This window comes from Neolewinella xylanilytica, from assembly GCF_002934605.1.
GTDB lineage: Bacteria > Bacteroidota > Bacteroidia > Chitinophagales > Saprospiraceae > Neolewinella > Neolewinella xylanilytica.
In genome coordinates this window covers 1,556,130-1,581,486 of sequence record NZ_PTJC01000006.1, presented here as the reverse complement: position 1 = coordinate 1,581,486, position 25,357 = coordinate 1,556,130, and the positions used below count along the sequence as shown (strand labels likewise).

Here is a 25,357-nt window from a genome sequence, read left to right as displayed (position 1 = left end):
GGATGATCGGCACGGGTACTAGCACCGGAGAATCCGCAATCCCCCCCCGCAAATCAGAGCTCCAGGTCGACCCCGACCCGCTCGTGCCATTCCAGGCCGTGCTTGCCCAGGACGTCCAGGAAGGGGTCCGGATTAAACTGCTCCACGTTGAAGACCCCGGCACCCTCCCAGTTTCCCTGGATGAGCATCATCGCCCCGGTCATCGCCGGTACCCCCGTCGTGTAGCTGACGCCCTGGGCGCGGGTTTCCTGAAAAGCACGCTCGTGGCTGCAATTGTTCCAGATGTAATAGGTCTGTTCCTTGCCGTCCAGGATGCCCCGGATCCGACAGCCGATACTGGTTTCGCCACTGTAGCCTTCGCCCAGTCCGCCGGGATCGGGTAAAACGGTCTTGAGGAATTCCAGCGGAATGATTTGCGTGCCCTTGTGGTTGACCGGCTCGATGCCCGCCATGCCGATGTTCTGGATCACCCGCAGGTGGGTCAGGTACTCGTCGCCGAAGGTCATCCAGAAGCGCGCCCGTTTCAGGGTGGGGAAATGCTTGACCAGGCTTTCCAATTCCTCGTGGTACAGCACGTAGCTGGGTTTGGGTCCGATATCCGGGTAGTTGAGGTCCTTGCGGATGCTGAAGGCGGGAATTTCAACCCACTGTCCGTTCTCGTAGTACTTGCCCGGCTGGGTGATTTCCCGGATGTTAATCTCCGGATTGAAGTTTGTAGCGAAGGCCTTGCCGTGGTCGCCGGCGTTGGCATCCACGATATCGAGGTAGTGGATCTCGTCAAAGAAGTGGGCCGCCGCTCGCGCCGTAAAGATGCTTGTCACGCCGGGGTCGAACCCACAGCCGAGGATAGCAGTCAGCCCCGCCGCCTTGAAGCGGTCGTGGTAGGCCCACTGATGGCTGTACTCGAACTTGGCTTCCTCCTTCGGCTCGTAGTTGGCGGTATCCAGATAGTGGACGCCGGCGTTCAGGCAGGCGTCCATGATGGTCAGGTCCTGGTATGGCAGGGCCACGTGGATCACCATGAAGGGATCGTACTCTTTGATCAGCTTGGTCAGGGCCGGTACGTCTTCGGCATCCACGGCAGCCGTCGTGATCTTATCGTACCCGAGGTCCGCCTTGATGTCGCTGGCAATCTCGTCGCATTTGCTCTTCGTGCGGCTGGCGAGCATAAATTCGGTGAAGATTTCCGGGTATTCCGCGCATTTGTAGGCTACGACGCGTCCGACGCCACCGGCGCCAATAATGAGTACTTTAGGCATGCTAGTTTTTTTTGGGCTAACGTTGCGCCGGGGCGCAGGTGCAAAGCAAACCCAAATTATTGTACTACCAACCGGGAAACATACCTACTACCGCCCAGCACCACGGCAACGGTATAGACGCCGGCAGCTAAATCCGGAACCCGAAGTTCCGCCTTTCCCCCCGCAAAACCGACGCCGGTCACCGTTGCTACGGTGCGCCCTTCCGGACTGATGTATTCCACCGGGGCGGTACCGGTGAACGGGGCGGGCAACTGGACGGTCAGCAGGTCGGTCGTCGGATTGGGATACAGGCGAAGGTTGTTTTCTACCCGTATAGCCTGTCGCACCGAGGTAGCACTTTCCGTAGTAACCCGATAGATGGTGCCCCCGAAGTCGGCCACGTACAGTTCCCCGTCGGCACCCTCCCCGAAGGTCGATATCGCGGTCGTCGCCAGGTCGTCGTAGACGATGATTTCCGGCTCCTCCACATCGGTCGGATAGAGAAAGAGTCGCTGCCGCACGAAATCCCCGAATACATAATAGCCCCGCAAATCCTCGGCCGGGCCCCGGTAAACGAATCCACCGGTAATCGACAGTCCGTTCACCCGTTCGCTGTTATCGTGGGCGTAATCCAGTACGGGCTCGGTAAAATCCGCCGCGGTACGGTCATCACAACGGGAAGACGGATCGCTGAATGCGATGAAACCTTCCCGGCAGTTCCATCCGAAGTTGGTTCCGGCACCCTCCCCCGCGGGCAGATAATTCACTTCCTCCCGCACCCCCTGGCCGACGTCCCCGATCCAGAGACCGCCGCTTTCCCGGTCGAAGGATATTCGCCACGGATTGCGTAAGCCCATGGCCCAGATTTCCGGCAGGGTATCGGCGGCGCTATCGTACGGATTAGTGGCTGGAATGACATAATTCGTGGTCGCCGTGGTGCTGTCCACGTCAATGCGGAGCATCTTTCCGAGGAGGGAAGTCGGGTCCTGGGCGTTGTCGAATTCATCGTCCGCGCCACCTCCGTCACCCGTCGGGATGTACAGCAAGCCATCCGGACCGAAGGCCAGATCGCCGGCGTTGTGGTTGGTTGCCGGTTGGGGGATACGCAGCAGGATCCGTTCGCTTACATCTTCCACGATGCCTGCGTTATCGAGGGTAAAGCGACTGATACGAGTGGTCATCACTCCCCCAAGCTGTTCGGCCGGGGAGGTGTAGTTTACGTACAGGTAGTTGCTGTCCGGATAGTTCGGGTGAAAAGCCATGCCCAGGGCTCCCCCTTCGCCGCGCGCATCGACCAGCCCCGTCAAATCCAGCACGATAGCTACCGACTGGTTACGGAGATCGTAGCGACTAATGAGTCCCTGTTTCTCGACGATATAGATGATCTCCTCGTTAACCCCGTCGGAAGCCAGATCCGTCGGTTGGGTAAACGTCGAATCGAGTACCTCGAGCACCAGGTCGGGTTGGGCAGCCAGAGTGAAGGTGCCGAGGAGGAAAAACAGGAAGTAGGCGGGCCTTTTACGCATGGTAGGGATTGCTTAGGTGGCTAACAAGATAGCAGAGATTAGCGGCATGGCGTACACGCGGGAGCAACCTCATCTCATCTGCGACGCACCTCCCCCTGCCGTCAAACCGGTATGGATAGGTAACCGGCCCATTATTCGGCGGCGCAAGGGTGAAGCGGCTCAGCGCTCCGATTCCCCAACGGGCACATCCACCTTTCTCCCGGATAGGGGTGTACTCAGGCGTACGTTAACCCGCAGGTTTTCCGCCCCTTCGTTACACAGATACAGTACGGCTCCCGGGCCCACCGTTACGGTTTCCCGACTTCCCGCTCCCAGCCCGAAGCCCATGAGCTGCCGCCGGGTAGTATCGTCGATGACCCGCAGCTCAATCTGCCCCATCCGGGCTAGAACCTTTGCCGAGTAGGGTCGATCCGCTCCTTCACCGATCAGGTAGCATTGCCCGGGTTCCACCGCCTCCCGAAATCGATCCACCGGCTTAGCGGGCCATTCACTGGCCGGGGGCGGGATCCGGTCCCGAATGGGTTGCTTCGATTCCGAAGGCACGGACCCGTCGAGCGACCGGAGCCGCATTCCCTCCACCCCTTTATTCATCACGACCAGGATTTGGGCTTCGCGCTGGCCGGCGTTAGTCATCACTACTTTCTGGCCGGCCGCCACGAATACGCTTTGCGCCGCTCCCGGAGCAAGGGCTAGCGATTGGGCAATGGCCCTAGTGTTCTTTTCCAGGATAGCCACGGTGACGAGCTGTGACCCTGTGTTGGTTAGGGAGGCGGAATAGCCCGATGCCATATATTCCCCCAGCACGAATTGCTGTCGGGCGGGTATCGTGAGGCCGGCCGTGCTTTTCGAACACGAAGCTAGGGCCAGCAGCAGGATGGGTAAGAATAGGTTGCGCATGGGGAAGGAATTGATTTCCCCAAAGCACGGCCCGATGCCTGCACCGCGCGCTTCAAATCATCTTTTGGGTCAAGCTTTGACCGCTCCGTAATTGGGCAAGCGCCTCCCCGGGGCTGCAGGCATAGCACTTGCGGAATGCACGGTTAAATGTCGACTTGCTATTAAAGCCGGAATCAAGTGCCAGTCTGAGAAGGGTACGCTGCCGGTGCTCCTCCCGCTCCAGCAGCCCGATGAAGTAGGCACAGCGTAAGCCATTTATGTAGTCGTTAAAGTTCAGTCCGGAACAGGCATTGATGGCGGCACTTAGTTGCTTGTCCTGCACGGCGATCCGTTGGGCAAGATCGGCCAATTTCAAATCGGGTTCCAGGTAGTCCCGGTGCCGCTCCATACGCGCCTGGGTAAGATCCCAAACGGACAGCGAGGAAGCGGGCGGTACCCGGCTCGGCTCGGGCCTGGGCGGTTCGTACCGAAGCACGGCGATGCGGTCGCCATCGACCTGCAGAAACTGGATTCCCGCGGCGAAGACCACGATGGAAAGGGTCAGGTGGTGGAACCATTCCCGGACGTAAGCGGCTTCCCCGTATTGCGACTGGTAGACGGCCGTCAGCATGGTCAGCACGATGCCGACCACCAGGATCATCAAAAGCGTACCCAAACCGGCGAAGCTGCGGCCGTTTGAATCGCTAAACGCCTCCTTCAGGTAATTGCGGTAGTGGCGATACCCACGGGCCGTAAAGATCAGATACGCGGTCAGCTGCAAATAGGCGGCGGTCGCCAATCCGGAAGCCACGACCGGCCCGAACAGCCATGAATTCTCCCGCATCGGTCCACGCGTACCGAAGAAATAATTAAGGGGCTGCCCCTTTACCCCGGATAAATAGACTAGGTCGTATCCGAAAGCGGCCAGGTAAGGCAGCACGGTAAACATAGCCGGCAAGAAATGCCAGAACATGCTCCCCTTCCACCGAAAACCACCGTTGGTTGCCGCCCGGAAATAAAGCCAAATCAGCGGCCCGAGGAGGAGGAGTTGATCCCACGGAACGTAAAACATACAGGTCGTTCGCCAGTCGTGGGCGTCGTACCAACCGGCAAATCCAAACATCCATTGCGCCACGTACAGACTAGATACCACCAGGATCGAAGCGGCAAACGCATCGCTGATCCGGCGTTCCCGACCCGCGCGGAGGAAGAGCAGGACAGCGTACACACTTCCCTGCACCCACCCCACCAATAACAACCCGGAGTACAGGTTGACTTGGAAAAAAGCAAGTTCCATGCTTTGAAGATACGCCATTCACGCTGCCGGTCTCCTGCTTGCTACCGTCCGGATGGCCTGCGCTCGCCGCAGGTACTCCGTGTATACCCGCTACCGCCGTTTCCGGCCGGGGGCGCAGCGACCCGTGCCTTCGCTCACACGTAAAGGCAGCCGATCACCGGGCCCTAGTACGAACATCTACCCCCTTGATTACCGTTGAAATTAGGACAGTCGACAAATTCGACCCCCGTTTACTTTATTAAGACACTATGAACATGCGATTTATACCCATTTTAACATTATTATTTGTTCTAACCGCTGCTTGCGAGGTAGACCAGACCCAGGAAGGTGAACTACCGGAAGTCGACGTAGACATCGACACCGAAGCCGGTCAGGCCCCGGAATACGATGTAGAATGGGCCGACGTGGACGTGACTACCACCACCCGCATGGTGGAAGTCCCGAAAGTGACCGTGGAAATGGTCGAAGAGGAGGTAGAAGTTCCTGTACTGGACGTAGACTGGCCACAGGACTACGGCGAACCCGAGGAAACGACCTTTATGGTAGAAGCCGACGTCGACCAGGAAGCGGCACTCGAGATCGAGGAGATCTACACCACCGGCCAACGCATGGTCGTACTGGCGCGCCTGGAAAAAGCGGGGGAGATGCTACAGAACGGGCAAATGCTGCGCGTCAGCGACCAGGTCGTCGTGAACGCACCCGATATGGATGTACGCTACTACATCATTGGCGATCGCCCGGAAGGAATCAGCAATACCCGCTACCGGTACATCAGTGACCGCAGCGAAATTGCCGATGTGCTGAGCAACGGCCGGTCCATCTACACCAAGTAAGTTCCTGCCAAATTAAGATCCGCAAAGCTCCCCTGCCAGTGGCAGGGGAGCTTTGCGGTTTTCAGTACCCTACCCTGACGCTGACATGATGCCTCTGAAGCGTAACCGATCAGTAAGTATTCTCGATCAGCGCAATAGCTTCGTCGGCGGTGGCTACGGGCCGGTACTCCCGGAACCAGGTGCGCTGCCGCTTGGCATACCGGCGGGAGTTACGCTGGATCAGTTCGATGACCCGGTCGCGGTCGTAGGTGCCGTCGAAGTAGGGCCACCATTCCTGGTAGCCCACCGTCTGCAACACCGGTCGGTAGCGCTCTTCCCGCAGGGCGGCCACCTCCGCTTCCAAACCGGCTTCCAGCATGTGGTTTACCCGCTGGTTAATCCGGTCGTATAAGCTTTCTCTATCGATCAGCGGCTGCAAGTAAATAGGACGAAAGGGACGCTCCTGTGGCTTGCCGAGAAAGGAACTATACGCCGTATCCGATGTGTAGCAGACCCGAAGCGCCCGCTCTAGCCGGCGGTGATTCTGACGGTCGACAGTGGCGTAGTACTCCGGGTCGAGGCGGGCCAGTTCGCGTTGGAGACCGGCCAACCCTTCTTCGGAAGAAAGTCGTTGCACCCGCGCTTCGGCGCCCTCGGAAACCGCAGGAAAATCGTCCAGTCCCTCGCAAACGGCCCGGATGTAGAGTCCGCTACCCCCCGCAAGTATAGCTACCGACCGGTCCTGGTAAATACGGTCCAGGAGGGGCAGCGCCGCTTCGGCGAAGGTGCCGGCGGTAAGGGGTTCGGCGAGCGACCGGTCAGCTATGAAGTGATGGGGGGCCGCGGCCAGTTCCGCTTCCGTGGGTCGGGCGTTGCCGATGCGCATCTCCCGGTAAAATTGCCGGCTGTCGGCGCTCAGGATTTCCGTTCCGAAATGACGCGCCAACTCGATCGCCAGTTGCGTCTTTCCGGACGCGGTGGCTCCTCCGATGACGATAAGCAAGGGTTTGTCCCGGGTCACCGGACTACCTTTTTGCCGCCAGGCTGGGCTCCAGGATCCCGCGCACGAATTCCCGGGTGGCTGCTTCTACCCGTTCCTCCTGGTCCTTTAACGCGCGGATGAAGGCACTGCCGATAATGGCTCCGTTGAAGTATTCGCAAGCGGTACGGAAGGTTTCCGCGTCGCTGATCCCGAAGCCGATCAGTTTCGGGTTCGGCAGGTCGAGGGCGGCGATGCGGTCGAAATAGGCGCGCTGCCGGTCGCTGATCTGCGAACTGCCCCCCGTGATGCTGCTGCTGCTAACGACGTAGAGGAAGCCGCTGCTGCTTCCCGCGATTTCCCGGATGCGCTCGTCCGTCGTATGCGGGGTAATGAGAAAGCTCACTTCCAGTCCGGCCGCGTCGGCCAGTTGCCGAAAATCGCGCTGATACTCGAAGGATGGCAGATCGGGAAGAATAAGCCCGTCCACACCGGCAGCGGCCGCGGCCCCTACGAAACGCTCGGCACCGTACTGCATCACCTGGTTGTAGTACCCCATCATCACCAGCGGGATCTGGGTGTGGCGGCGGGCCTCGGTGAGTTGTTCGAAGAGGAGCTTAAGCGTCATGCCGTTCTGGAGGGCGACCATGCTACTCTGTTGAATGGTCTCTCCGTCGGCCATGGGATCCGAATACGGCATGCCGACCTCGATCAGGTCCGCCCCGGCCTCAGCCAGGTTCCGGATGATCGGCACCGTGCTGTCGAGGGCGGGATAGCCGGCGGTAAAGTAGATATTAAGGACGTCGCGTTTCTTTTCGGAAAATAGTCTGCTCAATCGATTCATAATGGTCCAAGGTCGAGGCCCTCCGGGCCGGGATGACTGATAATATTTACGTCAGGGAATCGCTGTCCAAATAAGCTGAGAAGGCGGCTAAGTCTTTATCGCCGCGGCCGCTGAGGCAGACGACGATGACATCCTCCGGACCGTAGGTCATCTGATCCAGGGCGGCAAAGGCGTGGGCCGTTTCCAGGGCGGGAATGATGCCTTCCTGCCGGGCCACGAACAGGGCGGCCTTCAGCGCATCGTCGTCGGTGACGCTGATGGCCTCCGCGCGCGCGCTGTCGATGAGGAAGGCGTGCAGCGGACCGATACCCGGATAATCGAGGCCGGCGGAAATGCTGTAGGGTTCCACGATCTGGCCGTCTTCGGTCTGCATCAGCAGCGTGCGGCTACCGTGGATGATGCCTTCGGTACCGAGCTGGCTCGTTGCGGCCGATTCGCCGCTGTCGACGCCCAGGCCGGCGGCTTCCACGGCGATCAGGCGCACCCGCTCGTCGTTGAGGTAATGGTAATAGGCTCCGGCGGCGTTACTGCCCCCGCCCACGCAGGCCACGATGGCATCCGGGTAGTCGCGGCCGATCTTCTCCTGCAACTGCCACTTCGTCTCCTCGGAGATGATCGCCTGGAAACGGGCCACCATATCCGGGTACGGGTGCGGCCCCACTACCGAGCCGATGATGTAGTGGGTATCGTCGGGGTTGGCAATCCAGTCGCGAATGGCCTCGTTCGTGGCATCCTTCAGGGTGCGGGATCCGCTGCGGGCCGGACGTACCTCGGCCCCGAGCATCCGCATACGGGCTACATTAGGGGCTTGGCGCTCGATGTCCACCTCGCCCATGTAGACGATGCACCGCAGTCCCTTCAGGGCGCAGACGGTCGCCGTAGCGACCCCGTGTTGACCCGCACCCGTTTCGGCGATGATGCGTTTTTTACCCAGGCGTTCGGCCAGCAGGATCTGGCCGATGGTGTTGTTGATTTTATGGGCACCGGTGTGGTTGAGGTCTTCCCGCTTCAGGTATACCTTAGCCCCGTAATGCTTACTGAGCCGGTCGGCGTAGTACAGCGGACTGGGCCGGCCGACGTAGTCCTTCAGTAGCAGGTCGAACTCCCGCCGGAATTCGGGATCGGCCATCATCTGCAGGTAATTTTGCCGCAGCTCTTCGACGTTGGCGTGCAGCATCTCGGGGATGTAGGCCCCCCCGAAGCGGCCGTAGTATCCGCGGTCGTCTATCTTGGTCTGTATCATGGGTTATGCTTGGGCGGCGGCTTGCCGGCTTTTCACGAAGTTCAGTAAATTTCGGATCATGAGCCGTCCGTGTTCCGTCATAATGCTCTCGGGGTGGAATTGAACGCCGAAAACGGGGAGGTGGCGGTGGCGCATGGCCATGATTCCGCCCACTTCGTCGGTAGCGGTAATCTCGAGCTCGTCGGGCAGCGTGGCGGGGTCGATCACCCAGCTGTGATAGCGGCCGGCCCGGAAGCGCTCGGGCACCTCGGCGAAGAGGACGTCATCGGTGAGGGTGCGCACCATTTCCGTCTCCACCCCGTGGTGCACTTGGCTCAGGTTGTGCAGGCTGCCTCCGTAGGCTTCCCCGATCGCCTGGTGACCGAGGCAGACTCCGAAGATCACCTTTTCGCTGGCGTAGCGCTTGATCAGGGCGGGCATGATGCCGGCGTCCGCGGGGAGGCCCGGGCCGGGGCTCAATACGACGAGGTCGTAGGCGGCTACGGCGTCGAGGTCGATGGCGTCGTTGCGGAAGACGTCAATGTCTTCACCGAGCTCGTCCTCTATATAGTGAACGAGGTTGTAGGTGAAGGAATCGTAGTTATCGAGGATTAGTATTTTCATTAGATCACATGTAGTGCGGCTGAACGGAATAACTGCGGTTGCTCGCGAACGCTCGCATCGTTGGCGCGGGGAGGACCGGTGTGCGCGGCCGAGCAATTAAAGAGAACATCCACGACTCAAAAAATATGGCGCGAGCTTCCTCAAAAGCTAGCCGGCAGGGTTTCCGCCTTGGCGATGGCTTTGGTAAGCGCGCCGAGCTTATTATACACCTCCTGCATCTCGCTTTCCTCGTTGCTGGCCGCCACCACCCCGGCACCGGCCTGGTAGTGGAGGGCGTTGTCCTGGCTGAAAAAGGAACGAATGAGGATGGCTTGGTTCATTCCCCCTTCGAAGTCGATAAAGCCGATGGCGCCGCCGTAGAATCCCCGTTGCTGCTTTTCGTACTGGTCGATCAGTTCGATGGCCCGGTACTTCGGTGCGCCGCTGAGGGTTCCGGCGGGAAAGGTGTCTCCGAAGACGCGAACGGCTACATCATCCGCCTCCAGCTTGCCGTCGACGGTACTCACCAGGTGGATGACGTGGCTGTAGTAGTGTACTTCCCTCAGGCTGCGCACGGTGACCTCCCGGGTATGGCGGCTGAGGTCGTTGCGGGCCAGGTCTACCAGCATGACGTGCTCGGCATTTTCCTTCGGGTCAGCCAGGAGCCGTTCGGTGGCTTCCCGGTCTTGGTCCGCGTCGCCGGTACGGCGATAGGTACCGGCGATGGGATTGAGGCGGGCCACCCCGTCGCGGATCACCATCTGGCTTTCGGGACTGGAGCCCATGATCCGGTAGTCCCCGTAATCGAAGTAAAAGAGGTAGGGCGAGGGATTGATACTGCGCAACGCCCGGTACACCTGGAACTCATCCCCGTGGAATTCCTGGCGGAACTGGCGGCTTAGCACGATCTGGAACACGTCGCCGATCCGGCAGTGGTGCTTGCCCTTCGCCACGAGCGCCTTGAAATCGTCGTCCGTCATGTTACTGGTGGACTCCCCCCGGGGAGTGAACGGATGCACGGTGCCCCCAGCCCGGATGCAGCGTTCGACCTCGTCGAGGCGACTGGTTTCTCCGTCGGGCAGGTTCTCGATGAGGAGGAGTTCGTCGCGGTAGTGGTGGAACACCAGCACGAAGCGGTACAGGTGGTAGCGGAGGGCGGGGGACCGCAGCCGCGATGGATTTCGGAACGACAGCGTATCGAAATACGCGACGCCCTCGAAATTCGTGTGGCCGATCAGTCCGTTGAACTGCCTCACCAGCTGGGGAGTATCTCCGTAATCGATAGCGAATGATTTCAGGTAAGCGCTCAGGTCGTCGCTGACGGTGTCGGCGTCGGTGCAGGGCAATTCCCGGATCGTCTGCCCTACCCTGCCCCGATGAATGCGGCCGTCCTCGACGCGGTAAAAGGCGAGTGTTTCCAGTCCGATGATGCTGAAGTAGTGCTCGTGGTTGCGGGTTTCGTTGGATTCCAGCAGCACGGGATCGGTGAACCGGTCGCGCAGGGCCAGGTAGAGCGAAACGGGCGTCAGCTGATCGGCCGTCAGGCGCCGGCTGCGGACGGTCAGGGCAGTTTGTTCGGAAGCTAGCGTAGTCGTAGACAAGGGGGAGAGAGAGTTTATATCGGCAGCTGCGGGGGCTAAAATAGCGAAAGGCCCGCCGGAGCAACCGACGAGCCTTTGATTTTTTGTGCAAAAGGGCTAGCGCGTGCTCATTCGGGAGTACGGTTCAGCCACCACCAGTTGGTATTGGTCATTTGCATGGCGGCAAGATAGGGGGAAAAAAGTACGATTTCCAAAGGATTAAGGACAAAGTTTAAAGGTCTAATCAAGCTGCTCGTTGGGCGTTTGGGATTTTCGGCCGAGCAAGTGTTGGCTGTCATCTTAGCCACGAAGGCTTGATCTTGGATCGCTCCCGACCAAAGCCTACGCTCCAAGGTCAAATCCTTCTGTGGTAAGCTGAGCATCTAGGGTGTGCGTAGCAACTCAGCCCGGAGGGCTTCGACCTTGGTTGAACGCAGAACCGCCGCCACGTTCCGAGGTCGAACCCTTCTAGGGTGAGCTGTTGGGTAGCTCATCTCAGCCCGGAGGGCTTCGACCTTGGACCACTCTTAACCGAAGCCTACGCTCCAAGGTCGAACCCTTCTAGGGTGAGCCGGTGGGAAGCTTATCTCACCTCAAGGGCTTCGAGCTTGGACCGCTCCCAACTGAAGCCAACGCTCCGAGGTCGAACCCTTCTAGGGCGAGCCGGTGGAAAGCTTATCTCAGCTCAAGGGCTTCAACCTTGGATGATCGCAGAACCGCCGCCACGTTTCGAGGTCGAAGCCTTACTAGGCTGAGCTATTGGGTAGCTCATCTCAGCCCGGAGGGCTTCGACCTTGGATTATGGTGACCGGCGTGTCAATTGCGGGATCGAAAACTTGTAGTGGGGAGCTGGTGGATATACCATCTCAGCCCGGAGGGCTTCGAGCTTGGACCGCTCTTAACCGAAGCCTACGCTCCAAGGTCGAACCCTTCTAGGGTGAGCCGGTAGGAAGCTTATCTCAGCTCAAGGGCTTCAACCTTGGATGATGGCGACCGGTGTACCCGTTTCGCGGTCGAGAACTCGGAGGTCGTGAAAGCGCAACCCGGTAATTCGGCACAGTGTGGACCTCCCTTCAGAGCGTAGGCAAAGCAGCGACTATCTTCCGTAAAAAGATCGAACGGATACCAAGAGATGGAGGCCGTAAACGAGGCGGGCGTAATGCCGCTGACCGGAGGAGCCTCGGCCGGAAATGAACATTCCCCCGCTGACGATCCTTGCACCTGCGCCCCGGCGCCCACCGCTTGGCCGAACGGGAGCTCGCTGTTGTTTCGCCCTTCATCCTTTTAAATTGCCCTTCTTATGTCGGACTTCCTACTGTACGGTGCTTACGGCTATACCGGCCGACTGATTACCCGCATGGCCGCCGATCATGGCCTGCGCCCCTTGCTGAGCGGTCGCAACGCGGAGAAACTGGAGGCCATGCACCACGAGTTTGGCTACGACTACCGGGCGGTAGACCTGAATAACCGGACCGAACTGGATGATTTGCTGCAGGACTTCACCGTAGTACTGCACGCGGCGGGGCCCTTCGAGCATACGGCCGAACCGATGATGGAGGCTTGCCTGCGTACCGGCACCCATTACCTGGACATCACCGGTGAAATTCCCGTATTCGCCCGGGCAGCAAAAATGGGCCCCGAAGCACAGCGGGCAGGGATTATGCTAATGCCCGGCGTCGGCTTCGACGTGGTGCCCACCGACTGCATGGCCGCCTACCTGAAGCAGCAGATGAAAGCGGCCACCGAGCTGGTGCTTGCCTTTGCCTGGAAGGGCGGCGGGATAAGCCGGGGAACAGCGAAGACCATGCTGGGCGGGGCCGGCAACGGCGGAGCGATCCGGGAACACGGGGCCATCAAAAAGGTAAAGGCCGCCCACGAAACCCGCGACTTCCCCTTCACCGAGCAAATTTCCCTGCGGGCGGTGACCATTCCCTGGGGTGACGTCTTCACCGCCTACTTCACCACGGGCATCCCGAATATCAAGACCTTCTTCGCCGTGCCCCCCAAGCAGCTGAAAACCATGGAGCGCAGCAACTGGCTGGGCCCGATACTCCAACTCGGTCCGGTACAACGCTTTCTCCAGAAGAAAATAGAGGACCGCCCCGCGGGGCCGGACGACGCGCAACGGGCCGAGGCCGAGACCTATATATACGGCGAGGTAAAAGACGTAAGCGGACGCACCGTCGCCGCCCGGATGCGAACGCCCGAAGGCTATACCCTGACCGGGATCACCAGTCTGATGATCGTGCGGCGGGTGCTTGACGGACAGGCGAAGCCCGGGTACCAGACGCCGGCCGGACTCTTCGGAGCGGATTTTATCCTGGAAGTGGAGGGTACGGAACGGGAGGATATTTTGGTCTGACCGGATAGCTACAGCTGCGTGGAGGCTTAGATACCAGGCCGGATACTCCAAGGTCCTTTGGACACTTGCAGGTCCTATACTCATCCTTCCGGGAAAAAGCGATAGCAACCCGGCGTGTAGCCGTACGCGGTAGGCGACCTGCGGGGGCGCGTGTTTTCGGTGTGGAAGTCCACCGTAAGTAATACTTAACGTCTCCTTAGTAATCTCCCGGGCGAGCCAGCCGTTTACTTGCTTAAACCCTTACCTTATGAAACTTCGCCTACTTTTCATTCTAGCGCTTACTAGCCTCTTTGCTTTCCCCGCCAACGCGCAATTCGGAAAGCTGGGTAAATTAGCCGACAAGGCGGAAGGGGTGTTGCGCGGCGATAGCCCGTTGAGCAACGAAGAAGTCGGACAAGCCCTGAAAGAGGCCCTGGACCAGGGGGTAGGCCAGGCGGTGACCAGCCTTTCCGCCGAGAACGGCTACTACGGAAGTCCCTACAAAATCCTCCTGCCGGAGGAAGCTCAGGCGATCGTCAGCCGGGTGAGTGCCCTACCCGGCTTCGGTAACATCGAGCAGGACCTAACCGAGCGGATCAACCGCGCGGCCGAACTGGCGGCGAAGAAAGCCACCCCGATCTTCGTGGACGCGATCAAGGGGCTCACCTTTCGGGACGCGATGAACCTCCTGATGGGCGAAAAGGACGCGGCTACCCGTTACCTGGAGACCAGTACCTCCACCGCCCTGACCGGAGAGTTCCAACCCGTCATCCGGGCGGCCCTGGACGAAGTCAACGCCAACGAGATCTGGAACCGGGTGGTTACCGCCTACAACAAAATCCCCCTCGTGAAAAAAACCGAACCCGAACTGGACGTTTACGTTACCAGCCGCGCATTGGACGGAATGTTTGGTTTGATCGAGGTGAAGGAAACAGAATTACGCGAAAAGCCCGCGTTGCGCAATACTGAATTGCTGCGGAAAGTGTTTGCCCGTCAGGACGCGAAGTAGAATGGCGCCCCGTATGGCGTGAGCGGGAAAGGTTAACATTAGGTTAACGTGGAGGTCGGAAATCCTTTCGACCTTTGCGGCCAATTACACCGGTATTCGCCGGAACCTAATCAACCAAATCAATTCCTTCCTCATGAAAGTACGGTTAGCGTATTTTATGATTTTTCTGCTAATTGGTGCAGGGCTACAGGCTCAGATCACCAACAGTAGCATCACGGGACATGTTACAGATGCCTCCGGTGAAGACCTCATCGGGGCCACTATCGTGGCGATCCATACGCCTTCCGGCAGCCAATACGGTACGGTAACCAACGAAAGCGGTTACTACACCATTCCGGGTATGCGCGTTGGGGGACCCTATGCGGTTACGGCCACCTACGTCGGCTTCGAGGAGCTGTCCAAGACCGGCATCGAGCTTAAACTGGGCGCCCAGAGCGTCATTGACTTCGAGCTTTCGGATGGATCTGTAGTGCTGGAGAACGTGACCGTTACCGCGGACCGCGATGCACAGTTCACCGACGAAAAGACGGGTTCTTCGCTCAACGTTTCTACGGAGCAGATCAACGCGCTGCCAACCGTTAACCGGAGTCTGAATGATTTTACCCGGTTGACACCACAGTCCAACGGTACCAGCTTCGCGGGTACCAGCAGCCGGTTCAACAACTATACCATTGACGGTAATATTTACAACAACAACTTCGGCTTAGGTAGCGGGCAGTTCGCCGGTGGCAGCCCCATCTCCATCGACGCCATCGAAGCGGTAAGTGTGAACCTGGCCCCCTACGACGTTCGCTACTCCGGCTTTACCGGTGCTGCGGTAAACGCCGTTACCAAGAGCGGTACCAACGATTTCCGCGGTTCGGCCTATTATCTGCTGCGGAACGACCAAACGCAGGGCACCCGTGCGGGAGACATCACCGTCGATCCGGGTAATTCCAAGAACGAGATCTTCGGCGCCACCTTCGGCGGTCCGATCATCAAGAACAAGCTCTTCTTCTTCGGATCCTACGAAAAGGAAACGGAGGCCGTTCCTTCCTTCCTCAAGCGTGCCGCCCGCGACGGTGAGCAGCCCGACGGACTGATCATTTCCCGCGTTCCCCTATCGGAGGCTAATTTTGTCCGCGACCGTATCCAGGAGCTTTACGGCTACGATACCGGTGCCCCCGACGGCTACCAGTTTGCCTCCGAGCAGGAGCGGATCAACGTTCGCCTCGACTACAACATCAGCAACCGCCACAAACTGACCGCGCGGTTCAACGATTATACCGCCTTCACCGACGTGCCTACCAACGGGAACTCCGTGCGGTACATCTCTACCCGCTTCCGCAACACGGACCGTACCGGTATCGAGAACATCAACTTCCGGAACAACAACTACACGAACGACCGCCGCGTCACTTCGTACGTAGCGGAGTTGAACTCCATCTTCACCGACAACCTGTCCAACCAGTTTAACATCGGATTCACGCGGGTAGTCGACCCGCGCCGCGGCATCCCCGGTGGCCAAAACTTCCCGATGATCGAGGTATTGGAACCGGATGCTTCCGGCAATCCGCTGTACTACATGACGCTGGGCAACGAGCTCTTCACGGTGGGTAACCTGCTGGAGAACAACGTATTCAACGTGACCAACAACGTGACCTTTTACAAAGAGGCACACACCATTACGGCCGGTATCAACTTTGAATACATGAGCTTCCTGAACGCCTTCAACCCGGTGTTCAACGGATTCTACCGCTACGATACGTACGACAACTTCGTATCCGCCGTCATCGATCAGGATCCGAACGTCTTCCCCATCGCATTCGCCAAGGGCTACGCGCTTGACGGAAGCACCACGCCCCCGGTCGACGAGACCAAATTCGGTCAGCTCGGAGTGTACATTCAGGACGAGTACCAGGTTACCGATCGCGTCAAGGTCACCGGTGGTCTACGCATCGATTTGCCTTTCTACCCCATCGACATTCCCAACAACGAACTGCTCGATAACCTCGACAAAGAGTTCACCAATCTGGACGGTGAAACGTTCACCCCCGATGTTAGTACCTTCCCCAAGGTCAATCCGCTGTTCAGCCCCCGCCTTGGCGTTAACTACGACGTTACCGGCGACCGTACTACGGTAATCCGGGGCGGTACGGGCCTGTTCTCTGGCCGTATTCCCTTTGTATGGCTGTCCAACCAGGTTAACGGATCGGGCGTCATTCGTGGTGGTATCGGCTATGAAGGCGACGAAGTAATCGAGCAAGGCATCACCTTCGACCCCGACGTCACCGCTTACAATCCTGAAAATCCCGAAGCTACCCTATCTAACGAGCTCAACCTCACCGACCGCAACTTCAAGCTGCCCCAGGTTTGGCGTACGAACCTGGGCATCGACCAGACGCTCCCCCTCGGCATCAAGGCTACCGTCGAGTTGATGTACAACCGGGACGTATACACGCCGATTGCTTATAACCCCGTAGTCCGCGACCCGGACGCTTTCCTTGAAGGTCCCGATAACCGTGGGATCTGGACGGAGCAGCCCGGCCTTTCCGGCTACAGCAACGACGAGGATTTCCGCAATGTATTCCTGTTGACCAACGCCGAGCGGAAAGCTGATTATTACTCGTTCACCGGTCAGTTGTCCAAAGAATTCGACAACGGATTCTACGCCATGGCCGCGTACACCCACTCCCGTTCGCGCGACCTGGACGCAGCGGGCGGATCGCAGGCCGTTTCGCTCTGGCCCGCTACCGTACGCTACGACCGGAACGATCCCGAACTGAGCTACGCCGCGTTCGACATTCCTAACCGCGTGGTCGGTAACCTCAACTACCAGACCGGCAACACCACCTTCGGCATCTTCTACGACGGCGCCAACTCCTTCCGTTATTCCTATACCTACTCCGGTGATTTCGGCGACAACTCCAACCGCCTGATCTACGTGCCCACCGACGCCAGCGAGCTCAACTTTGAAGCAGTGACCGTTGACGGCGTGGAATACACCGAATCGATGCAACAGGACATCCTGGATGCCTACATCGACCAGGACGATTACCTGAGCGAGCAGCGCGGACAGATCGCCGAGCGCAATGGTGCCCTTGCTCCCTGGGTCAATCGCTTCGACGTACGCATTCTCCAGAACGTAAAGTTCACCGAAGGCGATCGCAACTTCCTACAGTTCACCATCGATATTCTGAACTTCGGTAACCTGCTGAATAGCGAATGGGGCATTCCCCAGGTCCCCTTCCAGCAGAACCTGCTGAACTACCGCGGAGTAAACGATGCGGGTGAGCCCGTCTACCGCCTCAACACCATTCCAGGAACCACGGAATTCCCCACGGAGACGTTCCGCTACACTTCTTCCGTTCTGGGCAATGCCTGGCAGATGCAGCTTGGCGTGAAGTATATCTTCTAGCCCGTAGCATTTTCGACGTAGCATTCCCAAACCAATTTGGTTGAAGCCCCCGGTCATTCAGTTGATCGGGGGCTTGTTTTGCCTGTATTCGGGATAATTTGGGTCAAATCGCTAACAAAACAGAACATATACCCCCTCCACGCACATCTATAATTGATGGCGGACACAACAAAGCAGCACGAAGAAATTAGACGCGATCAGCCAAAAACCGGATACCAAGAAATCATACCGGTGGTTGAAGAGAAGTTGGTCGTCACATCCCGCGAGCAAGTAACGGACGAAATCACCGTTGACAAAATCGTGCACAATCAAACGGTGGAGGTGCCCCTTACTCGTATCGATACCCATTACCGCGAATTCCGTATCCCACAAAACCGCGTGGTCGAAACCATGCCGGAAGTGCGCTACGAAGGAAAGAACCTGATCGTTCCCGTCGTACGGGAAGAAGAGGTAGTTATCAAACGGCTCGTCCTGGTGGAGGAGATTCACCTGATTCAGGAAGTTGACACCAGCGAACGCACCGAAAGCGTCACCCTACGATCGGAGGATGTAACCGTGTCGCGGAAACCAGCACAATAAAATACCGTCGATCCCGCAAGGCGATCGACACCCATTTATATCATTTAATTAAAACGCATTAGTAATGAATAACCAAAATAACCAAACAGTAATAGGTGTATTTGACACCAAAAGCCAAGCCCGCAGCGCCAAAGAGGCCCTCGTCGAGCAGAAATTTAACGACAGCACGATCGACGTGAGCCAGTACGGTGAGCACGGTAAAGTCGGCGATAATTATCATCAGCAGTCCGGAAAGGTGCAGAGCTTTTTCGATCGCCTGTTCGGAGACGACAACTCGTACGATGATGACCGCGGTTATACCCGCAGTGAAGCCGCCCACGGAGTAGCCAGCCGCGGAACCGTCGTGACCGTACACACATCGACCCTGGAGGAGGCGAAAAAAGCAGCCTCGATCCTTGACCGGTACGGTGCTATTGATTTCGACGATCGGTACCAACAGTACCAGGATAAGTCGTTCGATGCCAACCGGAACCGGAAGCAACTGAATGACCGCTACGGCGACGTAGATAAGCAGGAGACGCTTAAGGTACTGAAAGAGGACGTTGCTATCGGCAAACGGGAAGTGGAAACCGGCGGCGTAACCGTACGGAGCCACGTCATCGAACGGCCGGTAGAAGAAACGCTTCGCCTCCGCGACGAGCACGTGTTTGTTGATCGGAAGCCGGTCGACCGCCCCGCCGGTAATGCAGACTTCCAGGACAGAACGATTTCGGTTAAAGAAAAATCGGAAGAAGCCGTAGTCTCCAAAGAAGCCCGCGTGAAAGAAGAAATCACGGTCGGTAAAAAGGTAGATTCCCACCAGGAAACGGTGCGAGAAACCGCCCGGGAAACGGAAGTCGACGTTGTCAACAAGGGGAAGGACGCCCCACGCAATCGCGACCAAAGCGATATCAAGCGGAATAACTAAACCGACGGTTTGTGGCCCCTCACGGGATGCCACCCATTATTGGCGGACCGGACCCTTGCCGGGCCGGTCCGCCATTTTTTTTAATCCAAAATCAACATTATCATGGCACAAATTAGAATAGAAGAAAAACCAACGGGCGGATCGAGCATCTGGCCCTGGATCATCGGCTTGTTATTACTCGGACTCGTCGTTTGGGGAGTAGCGGAAGCCTTTGACGATTCCGAGGAGGTTTATACCGAGGAGGTCGTTGAGGACAATGACGGCGTCGCTGGCGTTGCTACCGGCATCGACGAGAATAACAATTACAATGACTACGATGAAGTCGAAGGCAGTCTGCCCGCGGTAGCCACCTACATGAATACCACCGCCAGTATGGACGGTGAAATGGGTCTCGACCATGAGTTTAGTCACCGTGCGCTTACGGAATTAGCCGATGCAACCAAAGCGATCGCGGAGGAGAAAGGACTGATGTCCGAAGCATCCGTAATGGACAAATCCGACCGGATCGACCGATTGGCTAACGAAATCATGGAAGATCCCATGGCCGGCGACCACGCCGACAAAATCAAGATGGCCTCGATGCTCATCGTCGAGATGATGGAAGATATCGATACCCAATCCAACAGCGGTAGCAACTCCGCCGATATTGACGCCCTGCGGCAGGAAGCCCAGGCCATGACAGCGGAAACATTGACTCTGAATCAGAAGGAGGATGTACGTAGTTTCTTCAGTCAGGCCCGGACCGTACTACAGAATCTGAGCTAGTAATCGGATCCATTTTACGCATTATCCAACCATAAATAACACAACATGAGCACTATAGTAAACGAAAACACCCGCAACGACCGAGACCGGAATACCGGCGATCGGAACGATACCCATACGCGGAATACCAAACTCAAATTCCTCGATAACCTGTCAGGCTACAAAGTCCACCACGACGACGTGGACCCCCGCGGTTATACCGTCAAACTCCCCTCCGGCGAGACCGTCGGTGAGGTAGAAGGACTCCTGGCCGATGTAGATGCCAAGATGGTACGGTACGTCGAAATCGAGATCGATGACGACATTATCAATCGCTACGACCGCGGCCGGTACACCGAAGAGGACCGCCACGCCCTTATCCCCGTTGGCCTGGTACATATCGACACCAAATCGAATAGTGTCACCCTATCGGGATTGGAGAACGATCACATGACCAACTACCCCCGTTTCCGCAAGGACCGGGGCTACTCCACCCGCTACGAGATTGATACCAACGATTACCTATCGGGTTTTCACGACTACGGCAACAGCTACGACCGTAACCGCTTCTCGACGGATGAGTACCGCCGCGCCGACCGGCTCGACGACGACTTTTACACCAGCGACTTTTACGCGACCCGCGCCTCGCGGCAGACGATCTGATCGCAGGTGATAATGGAATAAGAAAGCCCGTCTTCCTAATTAGGGAGGCGGGCTTTTTTATCTAACCTAGTGTCGAGAGCTACATCCGATCGCGGAAGCCTGACTTACGTACCGAAGAGATTGCGCCCGTCGTAGCGGTTCTGATTCACCGGCACTTCCAGGAAGTCGAAGGTCCCCGGCTTGACGGCGATGGTGAACTGGTAGGTGTTGCGTTGTGGCGCCCAGCTGAAGCGCATCTCCCAGCAGTGCAGGTCGCGGGCAAAGCTGAGGTAAGGGTAGGTAATCCGCTTACTGGTGAAGTCGTATCCGATCTGCCCGATATTGACGCTCCAGTTTTCCGTGAGCTGCAGGGCCCCGCGTAGCTCGATGCTGTTGGCGACCGTGTTAAAGCGCAGGGTGTCCCGCTGGCCGGCAACCACGGCTACTTCCCGGTCCAAACTGTAGTTATACGTATGCCGGATACTGAATTTTTCGAAGAGGCTCAAAATGTCGGTTTCCTCGAATAGCGTGTTGGCCTCCTCCCGCTGCTGCCGCCTTTCTTCCGCGACGTCTTCCACGTACTCTTCCTCGGCACCCTGAAAAAGCTGGCGAATTTTGGCGACCGTCAGATTCGTAGAAATGGTGCCACTGAAATTGGTCAATTGGAAGGGCACACCGTCTTCCCGCAGCGTCGTGCGGTCCAGGCGCACCGCCCCCCCCTGCGCCTCATCGAATACCGCGATGTAGGGATCGAGGCTGGCCCGCAGGTTCACCTGGGTAAGCCCCTTGAAGAAGCTGGTGCTACCGCTTACCCGAATGACACTCCACTGCAGGCTGTCGGCCGCCAGATCGTACCGACCACTGACCGCTATGTTCTGAAACAGCTTGACGATGTTATCCGTGCTGTCCTTCCGGTTCCAGACCTTGGCTTCGAAGAGGTTGGAGATACTGTAAGAGGCGGCAAAATTTCCCTCGCTGCGGCTCGGGGCGGAAAAGATTTGCCCGGCGAAAGGCGACCGGAAATTGTTGGGGTTCCCGCGGTCGGGATCGATCCGGTTGTCGCGAATGAAGTAGGGCTGGCCGCTGATGAAGTCCCTGGCATCCAGGTAGGAAGGGACGTAGCCAATGCTCACCGAGGGTTTCATGACGTGCCGTAGCCCCTTGAGTCCGAACAGCCCCCTACCCCCGAGGCGGACGGTACCGAAAAGCTGGGTACTAACGGAAACGCCGGCGTTGAAGCTCCGGAATCCGGCCAGGCCGGGATTCAGCCTGGAATCGATCGTAGCAAAAGAAGTAGTGTCGACTGCCGGATTGCCATTTTCGTCAATGATATCTTCCGTTTCCAGAGTGGATTCGTCCAGGAAGTATTCCAGCGTCTTCCCGTAGTAAGTTTCCGAGTAGCTGGCATTAGGGCTTACGTTGAAATAGCGCAATACGTTCAGGCTCAGGGCGGTATTAACCCGGTGGGTAAAACCGTAACGGACGTCGTCGAGGGTCTGCTGGGAAAAGAAGCTGGTACTGTCCGTGTCGATACCGCTGAACTCGCTCCGCAATTCACTCACGTAGCGGAAGCTCAGTTTTTTGTACCAGGCGCGTTGGCTACCCGGCAGATTGCGCAAGGGGTAGATCGTCTGCGTCTGGAAGCGGGCATCCGGGAAATTGACGTTGATCACCCCCGTCTGGTTGTTCTGGCTGTGGGTAATGCCCGCGGTCAGGGTGCTCTTCAGGGCGGGAAAGGACTTGGTGATATTCATTGAAGACCGGATCACGTTCGTGCTCGCCGCTTCGTAGCTATTGAGGTAGCGCTGGTTGACCTGGTTGGTCTGAAAGTTGATGCTACCGCCGAAGGTGAAGGTCGGATGCGCCCGAGGGTCCTGGCGGTGTCGCCAGCCAAAGGAGAACCCTTGGTTATTGACGTCCTGGTAGTTCTCCGCTACGCTCGTTTTTTCCACCAGGCGGCGGTAGCTGAAGTCGAAATTTCCGCTGTACTTGTACCGCTTGCGGTAGCTGGAGGCGGCGTTCAGGGTGAAGGTTCCATTGAGGTAAATATCGCTGGTCACCTGCAAGTTGACGTGCTCGCCAATGGGAAAGAACCAGCCGATTCCCTGGAAGCCGAACCCCCACTGTTGGCTGTACTGGTAGTCGCTGGGGAAAAGCAACCCTGTAGACCGGCCACTCTTCAACGGAAAAAAGCCGAAGGGCAGCCAGAAGGGCGTCGGCACCCCCATGATCTCGAGGTTGGAGGGCCCGATGATGGCCAGCTTGTTGGGCACCACCTTGGCCTTCTGGGTACGTACGCCGAAGTGGGGGTGCTCGGCCGAACAGCTCGTGAAGATGGCCCCCTCCGTGTAGATCACGTCGGAGCGGGTGGAGTCGTTGGTCTGTACCGCTCCACTGACGAACTTGGATTTTCCGCCACGGACGTAAACATCGTCCTGGGTCGTGACCGTTTCCGTTACGATACCCTTCTTGGATTTAAAGTTATACTTTATGTTCTTGGCGGTAAATTCCTGGCCGCCATCACTGAATTGGGGGTCGCCTACTAATACGCCGGAGGTATCCGGGTAGGGTTCTGCGGTGACGAGGTTGGTGCCGTAATCGAGCACGATGTGCTCCGCCTGAAGGCTGATGCTTTCGTAGTTCACCCGGGCGGCTCCGTAGAGGTGGATCCGCTGATTGGCGAGGTCGACCTCCATACTGTCGCGACTCTGGTAGTCGACGGGTGCCGTGAGGCTATCGGGGCTGATCTGGTACTGCGCGGTGTTGCCGGAGAAGTTCGCCTCCACGGCACTGCTATCCACCTGCGCTCCGGCGCAAAGGGAAAACAGCAACAGCACGGCAAGGATGGCGACGGGGCGCAGGTGCAAAGACAATCGGGTCAATCTGGTAGTTAGTCGTGACAAACAAACGATGCCGCCGGAGAATACGCGGTTGGCCGGGCGGTGCTTTAACGCTTCCTTAATAGGGGCTAGCCGCTCGGGGCGGGCAAAAGTACGCAAGTGCCAACGGCCGCCCAAGCTAATGGCCGACCGGTTAGGCGCTCCCTCCCTAAATCGCTATATTTCCGGGAATCAATATTTATCCAACGCCAGTCAATTATCTATGATATGTCTTCCAACTTCATCTTCGAACTTTTATGTATCGACCCCGATGACATCAGCGATCAGCGCGGCTTCATCCACGCCATCAGTTACAGCAACGACGTCTGGAACGGCAAATCGCCCATTATCACCAAAGACAAAAACGGCAACGACTTCATTAAAGGCGAGAGTGGCCTGACCGTATCCGTTATCAATGTCGACACCAGTAAAATTCTGACCGATTTAGTAGAAGCCGCTTTCGTACTCCGCGTCGAAAGTCCGATGTTCGAACCCCTGGAGCCGTTCCGGCAGCGGTTGCTGCGCCACCTGAGCGAGAAGCTTCGCTTCGCCCACCTGCGGGTGCTGCAGGACGATATCAGCAGTGAGATCGCCAACCAGCTCTACCCCAAGATCAACGCGGTGGAGAACCTGCTACGCCGCTACCTCATCAAGTTCTTTTTTCAGCGGGTGGGTATGTCCTGGTGGGAAGTGACCGCCACGCCAAAGATGATCGAGAAGGTTAAGGCACGCCAGCGCAACCGCTCCAACCAGTTCAGTTACTTCATCAACAGCGACATCGAGTTTGCCGACTTCGACGATCTCGGTCTGCTCATCTACAAGCAGTCTACGGGCTTCAACGAACCGGAAAAGGTACTGGAACGGCTCACCAGCATCGAAACCTTGGAAGAGCTGCGCGAACTGAAGGGCAACCTGGAGGGCAACTACACCAAGTACTTTAAAACCTTCTTCCGCGACAAGAATTTCGAGCGGTTGTGGAAAGAAATGTCCAAGATCCGCAACAAGGTGGCCCACCAGGCTACCTTCTTCCATTCCGAGCTGCGGAAGGGGATCGAGCTCTCTTCCGAACTGACCTCCATCATTAAGGAAGCCGAAAGCCACATCGACGAGATCGTCTTATCCCTAAAGGAAAAGCAAGCCATTCACCAGGCCGCCGCCGAGGTCGTACGGGAGGAGCAGGAGGAGGCCGCCGTGCAGCAGGCCCACGAAATCAACAACCGCAGCGCCCACGTTACGGCCCAGGAAGAGGTGGCCACCCCCATGCCCGCTACCGTGGAGCAAAAGGAAAATTCCGGTGAATACCGCGTCAAGCTCACCGGCCCGAAGATCATCGGCAAGATCAAGCTCGAACATAAGACCAATACCTACCGCGACACGGCCCCGCCCGGCTACCGCGTCATCACCGCCGAGGAGATCATGGAAGAACTCCACGAAGCCCTGCACCTGAACTTCACTACCTACGTGGGCCTAAAGTGGTTCGTGACCCAGTACCTAGCCAATAAAGGCTACGCCATCGGCACGACCTACAGCCTGGTCAATATCCTCATCGAACAGACCCACATCGAGCTGTACGATTACGAGAGCCCGGAGGGGTATATGATCAAGGCGGTGCGGTTGCCGGTTGGGAAGTAGTGAATTGGTGAAGGGCTGAATTGGTGAATTGGCTGCCGCTGGTTTCTGCTCGCTTCGCTCGAGGGGAAGTGGTGAATTGTTGAAGGACTGAATTGGTGAATTTGCTGCCGCTGGTCTCTGCTCGCTTCGCTCGTGAGGGAATGGTGAATTGTTGAGGGACTGAATTAGTGAATGGCCTGCCGGTGGTTTCTGCTCGCTGCGCTCGTGAGGGAATGGTGAATTGTTGAGGGACTGAATTGGTGAATTGGCT

The 25,357-nt window shown here is 57.7% G+C and carries 19 protein-coding genes; 9 read left to right on the top strand and 10 right to left on the bottom strand.

The genetic code is table 11. The annotated features are described in order from the left end of the window. Positions 1 to 53: 53 nt before the first annotated feature. The 4 genes from CLV84_RS15785 to CLV84_RS15770 all read right to left on the bottom strand — a co-directional run bounded on the left by CLV84_RS15785 (position 54) and on the right by CLV84_RS15770 (position 4,937). On the bottom strand, positions 54 to 1,259 hold the full coding sequence (locus CLV84_RS15785) for a saccharopine dehydrogenase family protein (RefSeq protein ID WP_104420728.1): 1,206 nt from the start codon (positions 1,257 to 1,259) through the stop codon (positions 54 to 56). A gap of 56 nt (positions 1,260 to 1,315) precedes the next feature. Continuing rightward, on the bottom strand, positions 1,316 to 2,764 hold the full coding sequence (locus CLV84_RS15780; protein WP_104420727.1) for a PQQ-dependent sugar dehydrogenase: 1,449 nt from the start codon (positions 2,762 to 2,764) through the stop codon (positions 1,316 to 1,318). 159 nt (positions 2,765 to 2,923) lie between these two features. Beyond that, the gene (locus tag CLV84_RS15775; RefSeq protein ID WP_104420726.1) at positions 2,924 to 3,661 is read right to left on the bottom strand and encodes a hypothetical protein; all 738 of its coding nucleotides are present in this window, start codon (positions 3,659 to 3,661) and stop codon (positions 2,924 to 2,926) included. Between the two features lie 52 nt (positions 3,662 to 3,713). Then, positions 3,714 to 4,937 carry a helix-turn-helix domain-containing protein gene (locus tag CLV84_RS15770; RefSeq protein ID WP_170067732.1) on the bottom strand — a complete coding sequence of 408 codons (1,224 nt, stop codon included), beginning with the start codon at positions 4,935 to 4,937 and terminating at the stop codon, positions 3,714 to 3,716. 254 nt (positions 4,938 to 5,191) lie between these two features. Here CLV84_RS15770 and CLV84_RS15765 point away from each other — a divergent pair, with 254 nt between their 5' ends. Further along, positions 5,192 to 5,770 (top strand): hypothetical protein, encoded by a 579-nt coding sequence (locus tag CLV84_RS15765; RefSeq protein WP_170067731.1) that lies wholly within the window; start codon positions 5,192 to 5,194, stop codon positions 5,768 to 5,770. A gap of 109 nt (positions 5,771 to 5,879) precedes the next feature. On the opposite strand, the gene miaA is transcribed toward CLV84_RS15765, so the two are convergent. The 5 genes from miaA to CLV84_RS15740 form a co-directional block, all read right to left on the bottom strand. After that, entirely contained in the window at positions 5,880 to 6,752 is an 873-nt protein-coding gene (miaA, locus tag CLV84_RS15760) for a tRNA (adenosine(37)-N6)-dimethylallyltransferase MiaA (RefSeq protein WP_104421216.1), read from the bottom strand. A 22-nt stretch (positions 6,753 to 6,774) separates the two neighbouring features. After that, entirely contained in the window at positions 6,775 to 7,572 is a 798-nt protein-coding gene (trpA, locus tag CLV84_RS15755; RefSeq protein ID WP_104420723.1) for a tryptophan synthase subunit alpha, read from the bottom strand. Between the two features lie 46 nt (positions 7,573 to 7,618). Continuing rightward, positions 7,619 to 8,815 carry a tryptophan synthase subunit beta gene (trpB, locus tag CLV84_RS15750; RefSeq protein ID WP_211295271.1) on the bottom strand — a complete coding sequence of 399 codons (1,197 nt, stop codon included), beginning with the start codon at positions 8,813 to 8,815 and terminating at the stop codon, positions 7,619 to 7,621. 3 nt (positions 8,816 to 8,818) lie between these two features. Beyond that, positions 8,819 to 9,418, bottom strand: a complete 600-nt coding sequence (locus CLV84_RS15745) for an anthranilate synthase component II (RefSeq protein WP_104420722.1) — start codon at positions 9,416 to 9,418, stop codon at positions 8,819 to 8,821. A gap of 140 nt (positions 9,419 to 9,558) precedes the next feature. Further along, the gene (locus CLV84_RS15740; RefSeq protein ID WP_245911532.1) at positions 9,559 to 10,998 is read right to left on the bottom strand and encodes an anthranilate synthase component I family protein; all 1,440 of its coding nucleotides are present in this window, start codon (positions 10,996 to 10,998) and stop codon (positions 9,559 to 9,561) included. Between the two features lie 1,279 nt (positions 10,999 to 12,277). Between CLV84_RS15740 and CLV84_RS15735 the strand changes: the two genes are divergently transcribed. The 7 genes from CLV84_RS15735 to CLV84_RS15705 all read left to right on the top strand — a co-directional run bounded on the left by CLV84_RS15735 (position 12,278) and on the right by CLV84_RS15705 (position 20,617). Next, the gene (locus tag CLV84_RS15735) at positions 12,278 to 13,339 is read left to right on the top strand and encodes a saccharopine dehydrogenase family protein (RefSeq protein WP_104420721.1); all 1,062 of its coding nucleotides are present in this window, start codon (positions 12,278 to 12,280) and stop codon (positions 13,337 to 13,339) included. Positions 13,340 to 13,586: 247 nt separating this feature from the next. Next, positions 13,587 to 14,327: a DUF4197 domain-containing protein gene (locus tag CLV84_RS15730; protein WP_104420720.1), complete on the top strand. Its 741-nt coding sequence runs from the start codon at positions 13,587 to 13,589 to the stop codon at positions 14,325 to 14,327. 157 nt (positions 14,328 to 14,484) lie between these two features. Beyond that, positions 14,485 to 17,724: a TonB-dependent receptor gene (locus CLV84_RS15725; RefSeq protein ID WP_245911531.1), complete on the top strand. Its 3,240-nt coding sequence runs from the start codon at positions 14,485 to 14,487 to the stop codon at positions 17,722 to 17,724. 231 nt (positions 17,725 to 17,955) lie between these two features. Next, positions 17,956 to 18,303, top strand: coding sequence for a DUF2382 domain-containing protein (locus CLV84_RS15720; protein ID WP_170067730.1), 348 nt, complete (start codon positions 17,956 to 17,958; stop codon positions 18,301 to 18,303). A 64-nt stretch (positions 18,304 to 18,367) separates the two neighbouring features. After that, on the top strand, positions 18,368 to 19,210 hold the full coding sequence (locus CLV84_RS15715; RefSeq protein WP_104420717.1) for a YsnF/AvaK domain-containing protein: 843 nt from the start codon (positions 18,368 to 18,370) through the stop codon (positions 19,208 to 19,210). A 102-nt stretch (positions 19,211 to 19,312) separates the two neighbouring features. Continuing rightward, positions 19,313 to 19,975, top strand: a complete 663-nt coding sequence (locus CLV84_RS15710) for a hypothetical protein (RefSeq protein ID WP_104420716.1) — start codon at positions 19,313 to 19,315, stop codon at positions 19,973 to 19,975. A 45-nt stretch (positions 19,976 to 20,020) separates the two neighbouring features. Continuing rightward, on the top strand, positions 20,021 to 20,617 hold the full coding sequence (locus tag CLV84_RS15705) for a YlmC/YmxH family sporulation protein (RefSeq protein WP_104420715.1): 597 nt from the start codon (positions 20,021 to 20,023) through the stop codon (positions 20,615 to 20,617). A 104-nt stretch (positions 20,618 to 20,721) separates the two neighbouring features. Here CLV84_RS15705 and CLV84_RS15700 read toward each other — a convergent pair whose 3' ends face one another. Next, on the bottom strand, positions 20,722 to 23,478 hold the full coding sequence (locus tag CLV84_RS15700) for a putative LPS assembly protein LptD (RefSeq protein WP_146088829.1): 2,757 nt from the start codon (positions 23,476 to 23,478) through the stop codon (positions 20,722 to 20,724). Between the two features lie 225 nt (positions 23,479 to 23,703). On the opposite strand from CLV84_RS15700, the gene CLV84_RS15695 reads away from it, so the two are divergent. After that, positions 23,704 to 25,107 carry a HEPN domain-containing protein gene (locus tag CLV84_RS15695; protein WP_104420713.1) on the top strand — a complete coding sequence of 468 codons (1,404 nt, stop codon included), beginning with the start codon at positions 23,704 to 23,706 and terminating at the stop codon, positions 25,105 to 25,107. Positions 25,108 to 25,357 lie beyond the last annotated feature (250 nt).